Source organism: Oscillibacter sp. ER4 (genome assembly GCF_000765235.1).
In the GTDB taxonomy this organism is placed as follows: domain Bacteria; phylum Bacillota; class Clostridia; order Oscillospirales; family Oscillospiraceae; genus Hominicoprocola; species Hominicoprocola fusiformis.
Genome location: NZ_JPJG01000012.1, coordinates 33,446 through 51,239, shown reverse-complemented (window position 1 = coordinate 51,239; position 17,794 = coordinate 33,446). Strand labels below are relative to the sequence as shown.

At 48.4% G+C, this 17,794-nt stretch carries 15 protein-coding genes and 1 pseudogene; 9 read left to right on the top strand and 7 right to left on the bottom strand.

Annotated elements, in window-relative coordinates; genetic code table 11:
* Nucleotides 1–512 (top strand): hypothetical protein (locus NI20_RS15575; RefSeq protein ID WP_369699384.1); only part of this gene is annotated, 512 nt, incomplete at its 5' end.
* 877 nt (nt 513–1,389) lie between these two features.
* Here the strand turns inward: NI20_RS15575 and NI20_RS0102135 are convergent.
* From NI20_RS0102135 to NI20_RS0102115, 6 genes and pseudogenes are all read right to left on the bottom strand, one after another.
* Nucleotides 1,390–3,060 (bottom strand): annotated as a pseudogene (locus tag NI20_RS0102135) (recombinase family protein); the annotation flags it as partial.
* A 100-nt stretch (nt 3,061–3,160) separates the two neighbouring features.
* Complete coding sequence (locus NI20_RS14400; protein WP_197055338.1) at nt 3,161–3,310, bottom strand: hypothetical protein; 150 nt, start codon at nt 3,308–3,310, stop codon at nt 3,161–3,163.
* A 25-nt stretch (nt 3,311–3,335) separates the two neighbouring features.
* A complete protein-coding gene (gene mobV / locus NI20_RS0102130) occupies nt 3,336–4,325 on the bottom strand; it encodes a MobV family relaxase (RefSeq protein WP_033119792.1) in 990 nt (329 codons plus the stop codon).
* Nucleotides 4,325–4,540 carry a hypothetical protein gene (locus NI20_RS0102125; protein ID WP_033119807.1) on the bottom strand — a complete coding sequence of 72 codons (216 nt, stop codon included), beginning with the start codon at nt 4,538–4,540 and terminating at the stop codon, nt 4,325–4,327. Before NI20_RS0102125 ends, mobV begins: the two co-directional genes overlap by 1 nt.
* 439 nt (nt 4,541–4,979) lie before the next feature.
* Nucleotides 4,980–6,287 (bottom strand): phage/plasmid primase, P4 family, encoded by a 1,308-nt coding sequence (locus tag NI20_RS0102120; RefSeq protein ID WP_033119806.1) that lies wholly within the window; start codon nt 6,285–6,287, stop codon nt 4,980–4,982.
* Nucleotides 6,265–6,897 carry a CHC2 zinc finger domain-containing protein gene (locus NI20_RS0102115; protein WP_033119791.1) on the bottom strand — a complete coding sequence of 211 codons (633 nt, stop codon included), beginning with the start codon at nt 6,895–6,897 and terminating at the stop codon, nt 6,265–6,267. The genes NI20_RS0102120 and NI20_RS0102115 overlap by 23 nt, the downstream gene beginning before the upstream one ends.
* 319 nt (nt 6,898–7,216) lie before the next feature.
* Between NI20_RS0102115 and NI20_RS0102110 the strand changes: the two genes are divergently transcribed.
* From NI20_RS0102110 to NI20_RS13965, 8 genes are all read left to right on the top strand, one after another.
* Nucleotides 7,217–8,044, top strand: a complete 828-nt coding sequence (locus tag NI20_RS0102110; RefSeq protein ID WP_052084362.1) for a helix-turn-helix domain-containing protein — start codon at nt 7,217–7,219, stop codon at nt 8,042–8,044.
* 681 nt (nt 8,045–8,725) lie between these two features.
* The gene (locus NI20_RS0102105) at nt 8,726–8,962 is read left to right on the top strand and encodes a helix-turn-helix transcriptional regulator (protein ID WP_033119790.1); all 237 of its coding nucleotides are present in this window, start codon (nt 8,726–8,728) and stop codon (nt 8,960–8,962) included.
* Between the two features lie 2 nt (nt 8,963–8,964).
* Nucleotides 8,965–9,477 (top strand): hypothetical protein, encoded by a 513-nt coding sequence (locus NI20_RS0102100; protein ID WP_033119789.1) that lies wholly within the window; start codon nt 8,965–8,967, stop codon nt 9,475–9,477.
* Nucleotides 9,464–11,044 (top strand): site-specific DNA-methyltransferase, encoded by a 1,581-nt coding sequence (locus tag NI20_RS0102095; protein WP_033119788.1) that lies wholly within the window; start codon nt 9,464–9,466, stop codon nt 11,042–11,044. Before NI20_RS0102100 ends, NI20_RS0102095 begins: the two co-directional genes overlap by 14 nt.
* A 14-nt stretch (nt 11,045–11,058) precedes the next feature.
* Entirely contained in the window at nt 11,059–11,712 is a 654-nt protein-coding gene (locus NI20_RS0102090; protein ID WP_033119787.1) for a hypothetical protein, read from the top strand.
* Nucleotide 11,713: 1 nt separating this feature from the next.
* Complete coding sequence (locus NI20_RS0102085; RefSeq protein ID WP_033119786.1) at nt 11,714–14,338, top strand: DEAD/DEAH box helicase; 2,625 nt, start codon at nt 11,714–11,716, stop codon at nt 14,336–14,338.
* A 29-nt stretch (nt 14,339–14,367) separates the two neighbouring features.
* Entirely contained in the window at nt 14,368–15,390 is a 1,023-nt protein-coding gene (locus NI20_RS0102080) for a ParA family protein (RefSeq protein WP_033119785.1), read from the top strand.
* Nucleotides 15,391–15,405: 15 nt separating this feature from the next.
* Nucleotides 15,406–16,059, top strand: a complete 654-nt coding sequence (locus NI20_RS13965; protein ID WP_052084361.1) for a HEPN domain-containing protein — start codon at nt 15,406–15,408, stop codon at nt 16,057–16,059.
* Between the two features lie 81 nt (nt 16,060–16,140).
* Here the strand turns inward: NI20_RS13965 and rlmD are convergent, their stop codons facing one another.
* Nucleotides 16,141–17,763, bottom strand: coding sequence for a 23S rRNA (uracil(1939)-C(5))-methyltransferase RlmD (gene rlmD, locus NI20_RS0102070; protein WP_033119784.1), 1,623 nt, complete (start codon nt 17,761–17,763; stop codon nt 16,141–16,143).
* Between the last annotated feature and the right edge of the window lie 31 nt (nt 17,764–17,794).

Below are 17,794 nucleotides of genomic sequence, written 5' to 3'. Positions count from 1 at the left end.
ATTTGATGAGCGCATTCATGGGCAAGGGTAAATCTGCGCTTCCCGCACAAAGCATGAACCTGTCCAGGCTGAATAAAGCTCAAATCCAAAAGAATTTGATTTGCTTTCAGCGGGATTGTCCGCTTAACGCCCTGTTCCTCTATGGTGTACTCTGTATCGGCATGGACCACTCATATCCAGTACATGAGATCGGTATGTCAGTCGATCCACCAGCGCTGCGACCATCGTTGTATGCGAAAGCGAGGGTATTTGCGATCCGTTCCTGCAAGAGCAACGAACCGAAGGGCTTCAAGTTCTCCAAGCCGAGAGGCGAACAGAAAGGTGTTGTTACGATCTCCAACAAGAATCTGCTTGACCCGCTTCGCGCTGTCACTGGCGAGGACTGGATTCCCGGCAAGCGCTACAAGGTGCGTGGGTTCTGGGTTGCTGATGCAAAAACCATGTGCTTTGACCTCAATGAAGGGGTTCAGGAGGACTTTCGCCCTGTTACGCCGAGCAATGACGCAGAATAATCCCTGATATTCAGGGAGAAAAGGGAGAGCAAAAGAGCGGCGGCAAGCCGCCTGAGCGAGAAAGCCACCTCTCCCTTTTCTCCCTCGCTGCGGCTATGGAAACCGTGGAAAACCGCAAGCGGTTTACGCACCGTTCCCACAGCCTGCGCTCACCCTCTTTTTCCTCTCCGGCTTTCTCCCTATACAAAGAAAAGTGTTCATTTCTATCCCGAAAACGTACAGTTGCCGTGATGAACCGAGGGCAGCGTGTCAATATGGCAAAGAAAAGCAAACGGCACACAGTCGGTTTTATCCTCAAAAAAACCCGAAGCATGACAAAAAAGAAGCCCAGCACCACGCCATTAAAGTGGTGCTGGGCTTTGTCTGATTACAGCGATTTTCAGCGGGTGAAGCAATGCTCTGCTTGCAAACAGCTCTTTCGCATTTTGCTGTTTGGTGCGGAAATGTACTGTTTCGCAAAATCCTACGCACAGAAGCGTACCGCGTACACTCTATCGTGCTTTGCTTTCTAATATACTATTTTGCGCAAGAAGAAAGAAATTTGCTGTTTTCACTACGCTCGATTTTAGCACGGCGTTTTTACTGCCTCATAGTCAATTCACTCAGCAATTAAGCCAAAATGCCGCAGCGCATCTTTGATCGCCTCAACCTTTTCAGGCGGGCAGGGATGATACTCATGTTTTCTCTGCTCCACTGCGTTCGGCGCTTTGTGCATATCCAGTCCGACCATACGCTTGACCTCGGCAATATATGCCGTATGGACTTTGAAGCCGTACTTCTCCTGCACATATTCCTGAATAAGCTTATAGGTCGGATGCTCCTTGACCTCGCCGGTTTCCACTTCCATTCTGACTTCAACCGTCAGTGGATTTGTTTCCCGTGACAAGAGGACAACCGTCTCAACTTGTGTTTCATTGTCCAAACTAAAACTCATATCTTCCTCAATAATCGGGAGCTTAAATTTGATGGACTTGAGCCACTGTCCGTTGGGTTGACGTTCCGGATAAATCTGAATCTCGGAAATCAGAGATTCCATAATCTGCCGCTTTTCTTGCTCACTCATGACGGCGTACAGCTTATCGAAGTAAATCAGCACCTTGTAAATATTATCTCCGGCGAGCTTTTCTGCTTCGATTGCCATTTTCTTTGCTCTGGCGGCGATCAGCAGATTTTCCGTATCTTCGATTTTATCATACATCTTATAAAGCCGATCATCAAGGTCTGCTTTGCGTTTGTAGTAGTGTTTATCGTCCGGGTCAAGGGAATCTATTTCTTCCATCAGCTTTGATTTCACGGCATAACACTGCCGGAGCTGCTTTTCGTAATTGGCAATCTCCTGCTCAATGGCCGCCGTGTCCACCTTCATGTTGATTTTTTCCTGCATCATGGCGGCAAACTTGGGATTGCTGACCAACTTCACAATAACCTCTGCCACAGCACTGTCCAACAGTTCCTCGTGAATCTGCTTTCGATAATCGCACTTGTGCCCACGGGTCATAGTGCGGTGCTTGCAGCCGTAATAGAAGAAATCCTTGTACTTTGTTCCATCCGACTTATGCTTAATGCTCTTGTTACCATACATCCCGGCTCCGCAGATTGGGCATTTGACGATACCGGACAGAAGATGCACCTTGGTGTCCTTACCACGATTCACGTGTTCATACTTTTCAGCCTGAGCCAGCAGCTTCACCTGTGCTTCGTGCCAGAGTTCTTCCGACACGATCCCCTCATGCTGGCCATCCACCAGCAGATAATCATCCTGCTCCACAAGCCGGTAATCGTTCCTGGTGCCATGCACCTTTTCTGTTCTGCGTCTGCCATAGGCGATTTTCCCACAATACACAGGATTTTTCAGTATTCTTCGGATCAGGGATGCATCGAACAGCGGGTTTTTGCCGTTTTGCCGCTGGATTTTGTGAATACCATGTTGGTCAAGATATTTGGCAAGACCATTTGCACCCATGTCGGTATGCACATACTGATCGAAGATCACCCGAATTGCAACCGCTTCTTCCTCATTGATAATAAGCTGTCCATTTTCCAGCTTGTAACCATAGGGCGCAAACCCGCCATTCCATTTGCCTTCACGGGCTTTCTGGATTCTGCCTTCCATTGTCTGGACCCGGATGTTTTCTCTCTCGATCTCCGCAACTGCAGATAAAACAGAGATCATCAGCTTTCCGGCATCCTTGGAGGAATCAATCCCATCCTCCACGCAGATCAGATTGACACCAAAATCCTGCATGACCTGTAAGGTAGACAATACATCCGCCGCATTTCTACCGAAGCGGGACAGCTTGAACACCAGCACAAAGGATACGCCATCTTTTCCGGTTTTTATATCCTCCATCATGCGGTTAAACTCGGCTCTACCCTCAATAGATTTACCAGACTTGCCGGCATCCTCATACTCACCGACTATCTTATAATCATTGTACTCGGCAAAGGCTTTCATTCTGGACTTCTGGGCATCCAGAGAGTACCCGTCAATCTGCATAGCGGTGGATACCCTCGTGTAGATATATACTTTTGTCTTTTCTTTTTTCATCTCACGATCCTCATTCGTGCCACAGCCATGGCACCTTTATGTATCCTTACTCCGAAGTTCTTTCGGAGTAAGTTTGGACACTTATCACACGATTATTATATCATGCCGTTTTAGCTTTTTCAATAGTGTTCTCTGGCTGTTCGGGGATATTTGTAGCTCCGGCAGGTTCTTTTCCCAAACAATTCGGCGGCTCTGGAAGATTGTCAAGATCCAGAACCGCCGCATATTTTTCTATTAAGTTGGCAAGCAAATCAGCAAAGCCACTCCACTCATCCTTATTCCAATCCGCTATAATGGTTTACCTCCTGTTTCTTACTGCCACGCTGTGTGTACGCCCGGGTGATCTCTGGAGGGATACGGTCAAGAATCCCTTTTACCTGTTCATAATCGCTTTGCAGCCTTGCTTCCTGTAACTTCTTGACGGTGCTCTGCTGCTGGCTCTTTTCCAGAGCAACCGTCAGATCATCGTTTTTCTTTTTCAGCGCCTTTTTCTCGGACTCAGCCGTGGTAAAGCACCTCTGATATTTCTTCATCTGTGTTTCCATCGCCGCCACATCCGGGATATATTCCTCCAGAAACGCTGCGATCTGCGCTGTCCGCTCCTTGTAGTTGGTAAACTTCACATCGGAAAGCATTGCATCCAGCTTTTCCATCTGCTTTGTCAGACGGGTCATCTGTTTGAACACTCTCGGCGGGATATGGTCACGGCCCGTCTCGCTGGCACTCTCACCACGCTCCAATACCGGATACTTCTTGACCATGTGTTCCCAGAACTTGTCTTGCCACCATGTCAGCTTTTTCTTGTTGCCCACGATCTCCTTGGCGCTGAGCCGCTTGTCCTCTGTCAATGGGACAAAAGAAAGGTGCATATGGGGCGTTTTCTCGTCCATATGCACCACGGCGGATATAATGGTTTCGGGGGATTGGTTCTGTCGGATAAACTCCAACGCTTCATTGAAGAATTCCTTGATCTCAGCCCGCTTCTTGCCCTTGAAAAACTCCGGGCTTGCGGTGATCAGCGCTTCCACCACACGAACACTGTCAGAGCGAGTGCGGCATCCGGCTGCAGCAATCTGCCGTTCGGACTCTGCCCGGTACTTTCTTTCCGGCTTAACAAGGTGGAAATTCAAATGACTCCGACTGATGTCAATATCCGGATTGCTTGCGTATTCTTCTTTGGTGCGCTCATTATGGGCTTCAATACGCCCGATCTCCGGCCCTTTATACTTGGCAAATCTCAAAATAGCAAACTGTCCCTTTTCCATTATTTTTCCCGACCTTTCTGCCACACGATGTCGTAGCCCAACACATCAGCCAGTTCCAAAACCTCTTTATAGCGGATGCTCTCCCGCTGCAACTTGGCAGACAGGTTGGAAACGCTGTCCGACCAGCCGTATTCATCATGTAGCAGGTCAACTACTTCCTGCATCGTCATTCCGGCACGCACAATCTGTGCCTTGATTTCGTTGCGTACATTCATATCAAAAAATCCTCCATAAAATTTCATTGTTGGTTCGGTGAACACCCTGCGCTTCAAGGTAGAACAGATATACCGAATCGTGAAAAAAAGTAATCTCTGAAATCCGTCCAGAATTTCTCCTGTGATGTCCTGTCCCCATCTGACCATATCCCACTTTACTGTTCCGTGTGATTTGGGTTGGAACAGTGAAAACACCCACCATTCCATAAACACGGTACACGGTTCAGAGAAGCACGATTTCATGAAATCATTTCGTCCTACGGTCAAAAATTTGCCTGTTTTCACTACCCTTGAAAATCCATGCCCCAAAACAGGTCATTACGGATGCTTTTGCCAAAAAGAAGTGGGGTGGACTGGAAAGTACATGTACCAAGCGTACTTCCGTACCGTGGTACGTTTGGTACGGGTGGTACATGTATTTTTGGGTCACTTTCACTTTTCACAGAAACGGCCTTTGCAGAAGCTCGATGCCAACAAAACCTCTGGCGAACTTCCCACCGCCGATATTGACCTTATTTGTGTATTCAAGGTGATAGTGGCTCTCGTTTTGTTTGAGGAAGGAGCAAAAGCGCTTTTGTGAAAGGCTGCTCATGGCATTATCGTCACACCACAGCTTGTAAATAGCGTACAGGTCTTTGGAGCTGACTTCGTAATCTGCCTTGAAACGGATATACCCCTCGGAGCCTAAAAAATCGATGATGTTGTTGCCGTCCGATACCGCAGCGTCCATGTTGTCCTGCGCCGACTGGCTAAGTGTAAACTTGTAATCGTTGGCGATCAGACGATGCAGGCCCGCAAGTGCCCACAGGAAAATGCCTTCCGCTTCGGTGCACATCTTTTCCGCAATATACGGATCGTCTTTCCGGTTCGGGTCTTTTTCTTTGGTGGAAAGGATAATCTGTCTGCGGAAAAAGCCCACGCTGTGGTCATTGAGAGATTGCAAGACGCCGTTGCCCAAGCCGATAAAGCGAACATACAAATCGCCCTGATAGCTCTGCTGTCCCTTTTTCTCCAGATCCATCGGCAATTCTGCGGTGATGATCGCCTTGATGTGATTGGTCTGGGGCAAGGCTTCCAGCTTCATATCATCGTCCAGCATCACAAGCTCATGCTCCAGATCGGCACGAGCGAAGGGGCTTGTCTCTACCTTTGCGATACTGCCCGTGTTCATGTTGCTGCCCAGCAGCGCACGAAGGACAATACCAATGCGGCTTTTGCCCTCGCCTCCCTTGCCGATCAGCAAAAGCATCTTCTGGCCTTTGGTGGAGGGAATAAAGCAGTATCCCATAAATTCCTGTAAAGTCAGAATGTCCTCTGGCTCCAAAAGCTGAGACAAAAAATGCAGCCATGTCACTGGCTGCGGCGCTTCTGGATTGTAGGAAACAGGCAGACGGTTCCGGCAGAAATCCTTTTCCGGGCTGAATGTGCCGTTCAGATAATAGGTGCCGTTTGCCACATGGATACGGTCTTGATACAGGGGCAGCTTTTCGGTACAGCACTCCATCCGCATGACATCCAACAGGTTTGTGACTTTCTTTGCAATGCCGCTGGTCACATAATACTTGATGCGGTCATAGATCACCTTTTTCAGGCGGTTTTCATCGTGTACTCTGCCATTGACCGTGAAAAATGCTCCGTTCACCGTGATCATTGGATAGTCCCGGAGAAATTCTTCGCAGAATAGGGCTTCGCTGATTTTCTTGCCGTCAAACCACGCCGGATTTTCAGAGTGCGTGGTCTGCGTCATTTCCTCGCTCACAGCGTACATCCTCCTCTCTCTTTCTTGCGGTGTAGTCCTGGAGGAACGCAATCTTGCCATCCCTCATCAGCTCATCCACCACAGCAACACGTTCTTCCAAATCACCTACGGTCAAAATGTCAGTCAGATACTCGATGCGGTCAAGCATCTGGCAGGCTTCCACAAAACGATCATTCAGAGCATCGTCCGGCGTTTTGGGTGCATACCGTACTTTCCAATCTTCCAGCAGATGCAGATAATCCGTCAGTACACGGAAGCAAAACATTTCATCTTCTCGGAACTGTCGGATGTGGGGATGTTTGGGCTTGCGGGAAGCTGCCACAGCTTGTCCCTGTTCGGTGCTGATACCGAAGTCCACAGCCAGCCTTTGCGCCGCTTGCAAGCTTCCCAAATCAAACAGCTTTGCCGTAAATTCAATCACATCCCCGGTAGCTCCACAGCCGAAGCAGAAGAAATATTCCTCGTTCAGCTTCAGGCTGGGATGCCTGTCATTGTGGAATGGGCAGCAAGCCATGCCGTTGCGGTTAACTTTCAGCCCGTAGTGTTCGGCGGCTTGTCTTACGGGAACTGCCGCCTTCACAGTTTCAAAAATATTCAAATAGCAATAATCCTCCTGCTTGCTCTTGGTTAAGCCGTTCTACCCATTCCGTTTCCTGACAGGCAACCCTGCTCGGCGCTGTGTCGTCTCCTTTGTGGAGCGCTCGTTCCTTTTACAGAAGTCATGGCGGTTTATCTCGGTCTGGACGGTCATTCGATTTTCAAAGTGTCTTTTCGATCGATCGTGAGCCAAGTTTACCGCAAAAAATTAGCGGCCTTCGTTTATGCACGAAAGCCGCAAATGTCGGAAGTATAGACTTGAAAAATTGCAAATTTGCACAGGGTGGTTTATAATGATAGTAGGTTGGGAGGCGTTGCACATGAAGAAGAACTATGACGATGAGCAGGAAAATACCACTGCGTACCGTGTCCGCCTATTACGCCAGGACAGGGGATGGAGCCAAAAAGAACTGGCAGACAAAATATTTGTTGCTCACTCCCAGATCAGCCGTTTGGAGAGTGGAGAAACCACAAATATCGGCAGCGCTTTGTTAGTCTCGCTGGCTAAGGTATTCCATGTTTCAGCAGATTATCTACTTTGCCTTACGCCCATTAGCGTACCGAAAAGCTATGATATTTCCCAGCTGGGATTATCAGAGGAAGTAATCCGCAGGCTGATTTTGAAAACGATTGACCCCGATGTGTTAAACAGGCTTTTGGAGCATGACCAGTTCCCAAAACTTTGTGCTTTGATGAAAAACTATTTCAGCAATACCGTTGCAAATGGTATCATGGCCAGAAACCAGATTATTGACCTTGCCACTGATCCGCTTGCAGAGCTGATGAGCGCCGATCCTTCAAAGCGAACGGAAATGATAAAAGATCTGAGTTTTCTGAGCTCCAGCAAAATTCAGAGTAATGAAGCAGACATAGAGAAAATCAAAAACATATTGATGAAGATCATTCGGGATGTAAAAGAGAACATGGCAGAGGAGCAACCCAGTGGAGCGGTTGCTACAGCAGAAGCAGTAAAGGGGATTCGTGCCGCATTACCGGACAAGCCACAATCTGAATTGACAGCCGATGATGTGTCAACAGCCATTACTGCCTACATAGGAACGATGATCACAATGGACGAGAATACTTCAGAACTGTTCCAGCAGCTTGCCAAGCAAGTTCTTGAGCTCCCCTTGGATGGGGAAAATTAAGCGTGTCGCTGCGGCGGGTTTTTATATACCTCTTGCGCCCCCGTTGACACAGAAAAACTTTTCGCACAGCTACAAGGTTTTCTGCGCCACCTACACCCGAACAGCCGGATTTTGCTCATGGCAAATCCTTCATTTTGTGTATCTTACAGCCCACAAAATCCGCCTGTTCTGCTGCCACTGAAAACGGTCTGTCTGGCGTGGGACAGCCCCTTTCCAGCGTCAGCGGTCGCAAAAGGTATAACACACTAGACTTTCCTACGGAAAATCGTGTGCCAAGTGGAACTCCGTCCCCTTTGGATGCCCCTGCCAGGGGCAACGCTGTTTCCCTTTGGATACCCTATGCCAACAGGGATGCTGCTCGCCCCTATTGGAAACCCAGAGCCGAAGGGGCTTTGCCCCTCTGGACGCCCCGCCTGTCCATGCAGTAGCGATCCATCCTGCTCCTACACGATAGATACGCTCCTGCCCGAACAGGTAAAACAGGCACAGAGGTTTGCCCGAATAGCGGGTAAATCTCTGTGCCTGTTTTGGTCAGCAGCGGCTGGGAAAGGTGAACGGAAAGCCTTGCTGACTGATAAATTTGAGTTGGATATTTTCGTATTGAGATGCTAAAATCTGTTGTTCTGAATTCCTGTATCTGGTATAATAAAAGCGTCGAATTTTCTGACCGGAGGTACCCATATGGCCATTTCTTACAATAAGCTCTGGAAACTGCTCATTGATCGCAAAATGAGCAAGGCAGACTTACGCCGTGCGGCGGGAATCGCCCCCAACACCATGACAAAACTAAACCGCGATGAAGAAGTGACCTTGGAAACACTGGGGAAAATTTGCGCAATATTGAATGTAAATATTGGAGACATCGTGGACTTTCTGCCGACCAACCAAACAACCGAAGTGAACTTGGAGGCAAAATAAGTATGACGGAAAATGTATTGTGTGCGCTGATTGGCGTAGGGGGAACACTGTTAGGGACCATTGTTGGTCTTGTTTTTCCGTACCTGTGCAGTGGCTTTGGACGCAAACTGCTTGTTATTTCCGATATTGATGTGCGGTTCGGTACGGGCAAACCAGACGGTGAAGGCGGATATGATGGTTCGTGGATAAATTTTAGGGCTTCGATTCTCAACAAGAAAAATAAATCGTTGATTATTGAGAAAATTGCTTGCGAATTATACAGCGGTTCAAACAGAATTGCCGTATGCTCCTGTGCCGATAAAGACACCGTTAGGAAAAGCGCAGGAGCCTACAAATATGATGAACTTCGATATATTGATGTTGCTTCAAAATCAAGCACTACAAAAAACATCCATGTATTTGTGCGTGGAGATTTGACCTCATGTGATAAGGTGGTTTTTGTATATTCATGGGGGATAGTAAAAAGAAAGCAAATTGTTTGGGTCAAGGAGGATACACCCCATGCCAACACTTGAATGGATTGGAAAAGATAAAGTGGTAAACCACCACCAAGAGGTGCCTTATCGGGTGCTGGAGCGCCAGTACAGCTATGACGAAGCCGGACAGCACGCCGAGGACAACGGCAGCGAAAACATGATTATCCACGGCGACAATCTGGAGGCGTTGAAAGCTCTGCTGCCACAGTATGAGGGCAAGGTGAAGTGCATCTACATTGATCCACCGTACAACACCGGCAACGAAGGCTGGGTGTATAACGATAACGTCAATGACCCCAAGATCAAAAAGTGGCTGGGTGAAGTGGTGGGCAGAGAAGGAGAGGACCTTTCCCGGCACGATAAGTGGCTGTGCATGATGTACCCCCGCTTGAAGCTGTTGCAGCGATTATTAAGAGACGATGGTGCAATTTTTATTAGTATAGATGATACAGAACAGTCAAATCTTCGCTTGATTTGCGATGAAATCTTTGGCGCGGGAAATTTTATATCAGACGTAATTTGGCAACATAGTGTTCAGGCAAATGGTTATGGCGGAAAATTTGTTTCACAGTTTAATCATACCCTCGTTTATTCTAAATCTCCACAGTTCGTTCTCGGAAATTTGCCAAGGTCGGATGCTGATAATAAATTGTATAAAAATCCTGACAATGATCCTCGTGGGCCATGGAGAGCAGGCTATTGTGTCAACGGACTATATCGACCGAATTTAAAGTATGAGATTCAAACACCGCATGGGAATATTATTTCTCCTCCTGAAAAAGGCTGGCGATGGAGTAAAGAAACCATGCAGGTCAAAATAGATAGTGGGGAAATCATTTTCAATGCAGATGAAACGGCAATTATTCATAAATTATATCTATCTGATTTAAATGGTAAAGTCCCTGAAAACATCTGGGCGGGTGGTATAGCGGGGACTACTCGGCAAGCAACCGCGGAATTAAAAGTAATATTCGATGGCACAGCCCCTTTTGACACGCCAAAACCAACTTGCTTGATTGAGCGCATCATCCAAATCGCGTCCGATCCTGATTCCATCATTCTCGACTCTTTCGCCGGTTCCGGCACTACTGCCCACGCCGTGCTCAATATGAACAAAGCCGACGGCGGTAACCGCAAATTCATCTTGGTGGAAATGGAGAATTACGCCGACAGCATCACCGCCGAGCGTGTCAAACGGGTGATTGACGGCTACGGCGAGGACAAGAAGGCCGTGGAAGGCACCGGCGGCAATTTCAGCTACTATGAGCTGGGGCCTGTGCTTCTGCTGCCGGACGGCAACCTCAATGAAGAAGTGGGTCCGCAGAAAATCCGGGAATATGTCTACTATATGGAGACCAAAGAGTCCTTGCCCACCGAACAGCCCACGGACGAGCCCTACTTCATGGGCCTGTGCCGCAACACCGCCTATTACTTCTACTATGAACGGGAAAGTGTCACTACGCTGGACCATGCCTTTTTAGCTACTATCCAGACCAAAGCCGAGGGCTATACGATATATGCCGATCTATGCGCCATCCCCCAGGAGACGCTGCGCAAGCATAACATCACATTTAAGAAAATTCCTCGGGACATAGCTAGGCTATAAAGGAGCATGAGGAAATGGCAAAAGAACTTTCCGAAATATCAAAATTTGTAGCGAGTTACTGGAACTATTATCTCGAACTGGAGGAAGCTTTTAAGCAAACTCAGAAATATGTAGCTTTTGACAGACACAATGATCGGACCTACTCTGTTGAGTATTTGAAACTTATTCAGGCTGTGTGCAGCGAGATTGATGTTGTAGCAAAAGAAATTGCAGAACATTTTGACCCAAACTTTTCTACAATTCAAAGACCTAATATTACCCATTGGGGGTATGTTATCATAAACAATATGCCCCAAATTACAAAAGCTCGTGTTTTCTTTACTAACGGTTACGTGGTTAAACCATGGGACAAATTTGGATACACCCAGTATCTAGATAAAAACGGAAATGTGAGATATAAATTACTTCCAAACTGTAATACGCCTAGTTGGTGGAGCGATTATAACAAAATGAAGCACCAAAGGACTTCGAGAAATTCGGATGGTGAAATCAATTTTGTAAAGGCAAATCTAAAAAATATGGTTTTATCTTTGGCTGCGCTCTTTTCACTGGAAGCACTATACATGGACATCATTACTCCAGAAATTGGACCAGATTGCAATATTGAGGAAAATCAATTATTTGAACTTACTTGTAGTGACTCTATTGAGTTCATAGGGGATACATAATATGGAACTGAAATCCTATCAAAAAGAAGTCATTGCTGATCTTGCACGCTACCTGGAGCTGGTGGTGGAACTGCAAAGCCCGGCAAAGGCGTATCAGACCCTCTGGAACGAAAAGAATGTTCTGGTGGGCTTCGGCGGTATGTCGAATTATGTGAATGTGTTGCCCGGCGTGCCTCATGTGTGTGCCAAGGTACCCACCGGCGGCGGCAAGACCTATATTGCCGCCAGTTCTCTGCGGACGATTTTTGACGCCATGCCTCAGCGCCGGGCCAAGGCCGTTGTATGGCTGGTGCCCTCTGAGGCCATTCTGACCCAGACACGTAAGGCGCTGGAAAATCCAGACCATCCCTACCGCCAGCGGCTGGATGTGGATTTTGGCGGGCGGGTGCAGGTGTACTCCAAAGAACAGGCCCTCATGGGGCAGAATTTCACCCCCTCTGCGGTGACAGAACAGCTTTCTTTGTTTGTCCTCAGCTATGATTCCTTCCGAACCAGCAAAAAAGAAGGCCGCAAAGCCTATCAGGAGAATGGTTATCTGGCTGAGTTTGCCAAGTGGATGGATGATCCGTCTGTTCTGTTGGCCGATACCGATGAGACGGCGTTGATCCAGGTAATCCGCTATTTGAATCCGGTGGTTATCGTGGACGAAAGCCACCATGCCACTTCGGATTTGAGCGTGGAAATGCTGCAAAACTTCAACCCCAGCTTCGTGTTTGACCTGACCGCCACCCCCAAGAAGAAAAGCAATATCATCTCTTTTGTGGACGCTGCTCGACTGAAAAAGGCCAACATGGTCAAGCTGCCGGTCATCGTCTACAACCGTAAATCTCAGGCCGATGTATATGGAGATGCTATCGCTATTCGTGCCAAGCTGGAGGCGCAGACTAAGCGGGAGCAGGAAACCAGCGGGCGCTATATTCGTCCCATCGTTCTGTTCCAGGCACAGCCCCGCAACAATGCGGACAGCACCACATATGAAAAAATCAAGAAAACGCTGGTGGATGGCGGCATTCCAGAAAAGGAAATCGCCATAAAAACCGGCGATAAAGACGAGCTGAAAAATGTGGACTTGCTGTCCCCAGACTGCCCCATCCGGTACATCATCACCGTGAATGCCCTGAAAGAGGGCTGGGACTGTCCCTTCGCCTATGTGTTGGCCACGGTGGCAAACCGCACTTCTACCGTGGATGTGGAGCAGATTTTGGGGCGTGTGCTTCGCTTGCCCTACACACAGAAAAACAGCAGTGAAGTGCTGAATCTCTCCTATGTCATCACATCTTCCGCAGACTTCCACCAGACGCTGGAAAAGGTTGTAGCCGGACTGAACAGCGCCGGTTTCAGCAGCCGCGACTACCGGGCACAGGATGTGGATGCTCCCATTATGGTACCTCCCACAGCAGAGACAGAGCAGCTTCCCATTGTAACCCCTCCCGCTGACGAACCAGATCTGCCGGAGGTAGACGGCTCGGATTTGAAGGCGCGTTTTGAAGCGGCAACACATGAGTCAGAGCAATCCGTGCAGGATGGAACTATGCAGTCCGATCCCATGCTGTCACAGGCCCTGCAACAGAATAAAACCTATGAGGACGAGATCAACCAGGCCGATAACACTGCTTTGAGCCAGGCTCCATCGGAGGTGCGCGACAAAATGAATCAGTTCCGAATGAATGAGGAATTTGCAGACGAAGCCGCTGCCTTGCGCTTCCCCCAATTTATGCTGGAGACTGGCCCCAGTCTGTTTTCGGAAGCTCATGAAACCCTGGAACTGGAACATTTAGAGGGTGGTTTCTCTCTGCGGGACAAAGACGCTCATGTGGATTTCACTACCGTCAACGCTGAGATGGCGCGGGTGGATGTAGACGATAGCAAAGACAGCACCGCAAAGGCATGGCGGTTGTCTGGTGGCGACAGCGCCTTTTTCCGGGAGTGGTTCAACACCCAGCCCTCGGAAAAGCGGCTTTCTCTGTGTAAGGGCATTATCAAGCAAAAGCTGTCCAAGATGAACTGCGTCAACGACCGGGAACTGGATGAGTACATCGACCGGGTGATCGGCACCATGAGCGAAGACCAGCTCTCCGAGCTGGAGCAGTCGCCGTATCCCTATGTCGTGAAAATTCAGGGAAAGGTAAAGGAATTGATTGCCCAGCATCGCTCCAGCGTCTTTGATACCTGGCTGGAGCAGGACAAGATTTCCTGCCTGCCCAACTATGCGCTGCCTGCGGTGATCTCCCCAACGGCATTTACCTCGATGGTGCCGAAATCGCTCTATACCGCCGAAGAAGATATGAACGAGTACGAGTTCAAGGTGGTGTGGGCACTGTCGGAGCTGGGCAACGTCAAGTGGTGGCACCGGAATATTTCCAGACTGGGCTTCCAGATTAACGGGCCCGTTCACGCCTATCCCGACATCATCGTGATGCTCCACAGTGGGAAGATTTTGATGGTAGAGACCAAGGGCGACCACCTGGACAACGATGAATCTAAGGAAAAAGCCAAAATCGGCGACCAGTGGGCGAAGCTGGCCGGAAAACAGTACAAGTATTACATGGTGTTTGAGACCAAGCAGCCGGACTATCCGGGAGCGTATTCCCTGGAGCGGTTTATGGAGATTGTGAAGGGGTTATAATATTCACTTTAGCATTAGGAGGATAGACAATGGCAAAAATAATTTCTTTTTTCAACCACAAAGGTGGAGTTAGCAAAACAACTACAGCTTATCACGTAGCATGGATGCTTTCGGACAAAGGATACAAAGTCCTAATGGTAGATACCGATTCTCAGTGTAATCTCACAGGTCTAGCTATTGGCGAAGATTCCTTTGAAAGATTTTACGAAGAAAACCCCAATAACAATATCAAGTCTGCACTTGATCCGGCATTTTTGGGGCAGCCGATTCCTATCCAAGCAATTGAAGGAGTTCAAGTTAAAGAAAACTTGTGGCTTGTTCCAGGGCATATTGATATTACGGAATTTGATATTTCTCTTGGAATGGCACACAATTTTTCTACATCTATGGCCATTTTGATGAATTTACCTGGTGCAATATACGCATTTATTCAAAAAATGGTCGAAAAACACCAAATTGACTATGTTTTAATTGATATGAACCCAAGTCTTTCGGAAACAAATAAAAACTTATTGACTATTAGCGATTACTTCATCGTTCCTACTGCACCGGATTTCTTCTCGCAGATGGCTTTATCGACATTAGCCTCAACGGTTCCAAAATGGAAAAAATGGTCCTTAACTGCTAGAGCGTTTTTTAGAGACAGCATTTATCCTTTTCCCGAAAAAGATCCTAAGTTTTTAGGCATTGTGATGCAAAATTTTACTATTAGAAAAGGGAGCCCCACGCAGGCATTTCAAGGAAAAATAGATAGTGTTGTCGAAAAGGTGCAAAATACAGTCATTCCCGCTTTTGAACCACAAGACTTAGTGTTGGATGGAGAAAAAAGAGCAATTCAAGAAAGAGTTAAATATTGTTTGGCGTACATCTCCAACTTTCAAAGTCTAGCTCCCAAAATGCAAGAAGACAATGGACCATCTATCCCTGTATTTGCCATTGATGAGAGATATTTAGGAACCGGACAGGTGCTGGAGAACTATCTTGAAAAAAGGCAAATGTTTTATAAGGTCTTTTCTGATATGGTTGATGAAATTGTAAATTTGACAAATTAATAGTGAGGGTTGAAAATGAATACTCCAATTGACAATTTCAATCTTCACATCCTAGAGTTAAAAAAATTGGATGATATTTTCAAGTATAATGCCAGATTGCTTACAGCCGGAATAGATATATCTGGTTTGTTAAGAGCAGAAATTGTGTTTGCAGTTAGTGCTTTGGACCAGTTTATCCATGCGGTGTTAATTTACAAAGCAATGGATATATTGAAAAACGGAAAGCCACAGTCCGCATCCTTTTATAAGCTTACAATTGGCTTAAATTCTGTAAGTCTATTTCTCAATAATACCAATGCAATTGATGCTTTTCCAATCATCGAGAAAGAAATCAGAACCAATTTAGGGTGGAAAAGTTTTCAGCAGCCAGACAAGATTGCTGAGGCATTAAAAATAGTGTGTGATAAAAAAATTTGGGACGAAGTTTCTGGTATAATGGGTATTTCAACTCAGGTACTCAAGGAACAACTTAAGCTGATTGTAAAGCGGCGTGATTCCATTGCACATGAAGCAGACTTTGATTTGGTGAATCAATGCCAATACCCTATTGATAGAGCAAGTACAAAGGATTCGGTAAATTTCGTTATTTCTCTGGTCTATGCAATTGATTCCATTGTTTTCGACTATGTCTATAATCAAGCAAATGTAAATCGGTATCTCATTACATAACAACAAGAAAGTGCCAGCCTTTTGACTGGCACTTTCTTGCTGTCTATATCAATTATAGCCTAATCCTATCAAACTTCAATTTTATGAAATCATTTGAAAATGCTTCAGTGCCGCCATAATAGCCGCTTCCTTTTCAGGTGGGCACTGTGGCACTTTTGCATCTTCCTTCTTTGACAGGTTATAATTCTGTCCCACATCCAGCCCGCACTTCCGCTTGACTTGGGAGATATACAGGCTGGACACCTTCAAACCGTACTTCTCCAGCACATACGCTTTGATCTCATCATAGGTTGCCTTTTTCTCTGCTGCCGTCAAATCCAACTCGTCCATATCCAGCTCAACTTCAATATGCTGCGTCGATTTCAGTTTGGACAAAAGACATACCGTCTCGACGTGATCCGCCCTTGGGAACATGTCCACTGCGCAGGCGCGCTGGGCGGTGTAGCCGAGGTCTGCTAAGCGCTTTACGTCGCGCGCCATGGTCGCGCTGTCGCACGAGACGTACACGACACGTCCCGGCTGCATCTCGGCGATGCTCTCCACCACGTCGGCGGCCAAGCCCTTGCGCGGCGGGTCGACGGTGATGACGTCGGGGCGCAGGTTTTCGCGCGCGAGCTTTTTTGCCACATCGGACGCATCGCCGCAGAAAAACTCCGTGTTTTTAACGCCGTTGCGCGCAGCGTTTTCGCGCGCGTCGTCGATGGCCTCGGGGACGATCTCCGCACCGAGGACTTTCTTCGAGTGGTCCGACAGCGCAAGTGTGATCGTGCCCGCGCCGCAGTAGAGGTCGAGCACCGTCTCCTGCCCCGTGAGGTCCGCAAATTCGATGGCCTTCGCATAGAGCCGCTCGGCCTGCGCGCGGTTGACCTGATAGAACGACGGCACGCTGAGCCGGAACGTCTTGCCGCAGAGTGTGTCCTCGATCCGGTCGCTCCCCCAGAGCGTGCGGTAGCGGTCGCCAAGGATGACGTTGCCCTTTTTCGTGTTCGTGCCGAGCACGATGCCGGTGCACTCCGGGCACGCATCGCGCAGGAGTGTGACGAGCCGGTCTTCTTTCGGCAGCTTATCGCCGTTCACAAGCACGCAGATCAGGCTCTCCCCCGCCGCGTTTGAGCGGACGTAAAGGTGACGAATGAGGCCGCGGCCCATCTTTTCGTCATAGCCCGCGACGCGGCAGGACTGCATATATTCGCGCAGCGCCTCCGCCGCGGCGTCGGCCTCAGGTCTGACTAATAAGCAGTGCTCGCACTCGATGACCTCGTGCGTGCGGGCGCGGTAAAAGCCGACCGCGCCGTCCTTTGATACAGGGTACTGCGCCTTGTTGCGGTAGCGCAGCGTGTCCTGCGCGCCTAAAATCTCCTCAACCGTCACATCACTGCCGCCGATGCGGGACAAATTGTCCTGCACGCGTTGCTTTTTCAGCCGCAGCTCCTCTTCATAGCGGATGTGGCGGTACGTGCAGCCGCCGCAGCGCGGAAAATACGGGCAGTCCGATTCCATGCGCTCGCTCGACGGCTCGAGCACCTCGAGCACTTTGGCAAAGGCGACGCTCTTGAGCGTCTTCAGGATGAGCACGCGGCACTTTTCGCCGCGCAGCGCGCCGTGGACGAACACGACGCGCCCGTCGATGCGCGCAACGCCCATGCCGCCCTCGCCATAGCCCTCGATGGTGACGGTATGCTCCTGATTTTTGGCAAGCTCCATCGTCTTCTCCTCTCAGAAAAGGTACTTCGCG

What these genes read in the sequence shown, in the direction of transcription:
- mobV (WP_033119792.1), bottom strand. Translation starts at nt 4,325, where the DNA reads ATGGAAAAGGGACAGTTTGCTATTTTGAGATTTGCCAAGTATAAAGGG.
- NI20_RS0102125 (WP_033119807.1), bottom strand. Translation starts at nt 4,540, where the DNA reads ATGAATGTACGCAACGAAATCAAGGCACAGATTGTGCGTGCCGGAATG.
- NI20_RS0102120 (WP_033119806.1), bottom strand. Translation starts at nt 6,287, where the DNA reads ATGACGCAGACCACGCACTCTGAAAATCCGGCGTGGTTTGACGGCAAG.
- NI20_RS0102110 (WP_052084362.1), top strand. Translation starts at nt 7,217, where the DNA reads ATGAAGAAGAACTATGACGATGAGCAGGAAAATACCACTGCGTACCGT.
- NI20_RS0102105 (WP_033119790.1), top strand. Translation starts at nt 8,726, where the DNA reads ATGGCCATTTCTTACAATAAGCTCTGGAAACTGCTCATTGATCGCAAA.
- NI20_RS0102100 (WP_033119789.1), top strand. Translation starts at nt 8,965, where the DNA reads ATGACGGAAAATGTATTGTGTGCGCTGATTGGCGTAGGGGGAACACTG.
- NI20_RS0102095 (WP_033119788.1), top strand. Translation starts at nt 9,464, where the DNA reads ATGCCAACACTTGAATGGATTGGAAAAGATAAAGTGGTAAACCACCAC.
- NI20_RS0102090 (WP_033119787.1), top strand. Translation starts at nt 11,059, where the DNA reads ATGGCAAAAGAACTTTCCGAAATATCAAAATTTGTAGCGAGTTACTGG.
- NI20_RS0102085 (WP_033119786.1), top strand. Translation starts at nt 11,714, where the DNA reads ATGGAACTGAAATCCTATCAAAAAGAAGTCATTGCTGATCTTGCACGC.
- NI20_RS0102080 (WP_033119785.1), top strand. Translation starts at nt 14,368, where the DNA reads ATGGCAAAAATAATTTCTTTTTTCAACCACAAAGGTGGAGTTAGCAAA.
- NI20_RS13965 (WP_052084361.1), top strand. Translation starts at nt 15,406, where the DNA reads ATGAATACTCCAATTGACAATTTCAATCTTCACATCCTAGAGTTAAAA.
- rlmD (WP_033119784.1), bottom strand. Translation starts at nt 17,763, where the DNA reads ATGGAGCTTGCCAAAAATCAGGAGCATACCGTCACCATCGAGGGCTAT.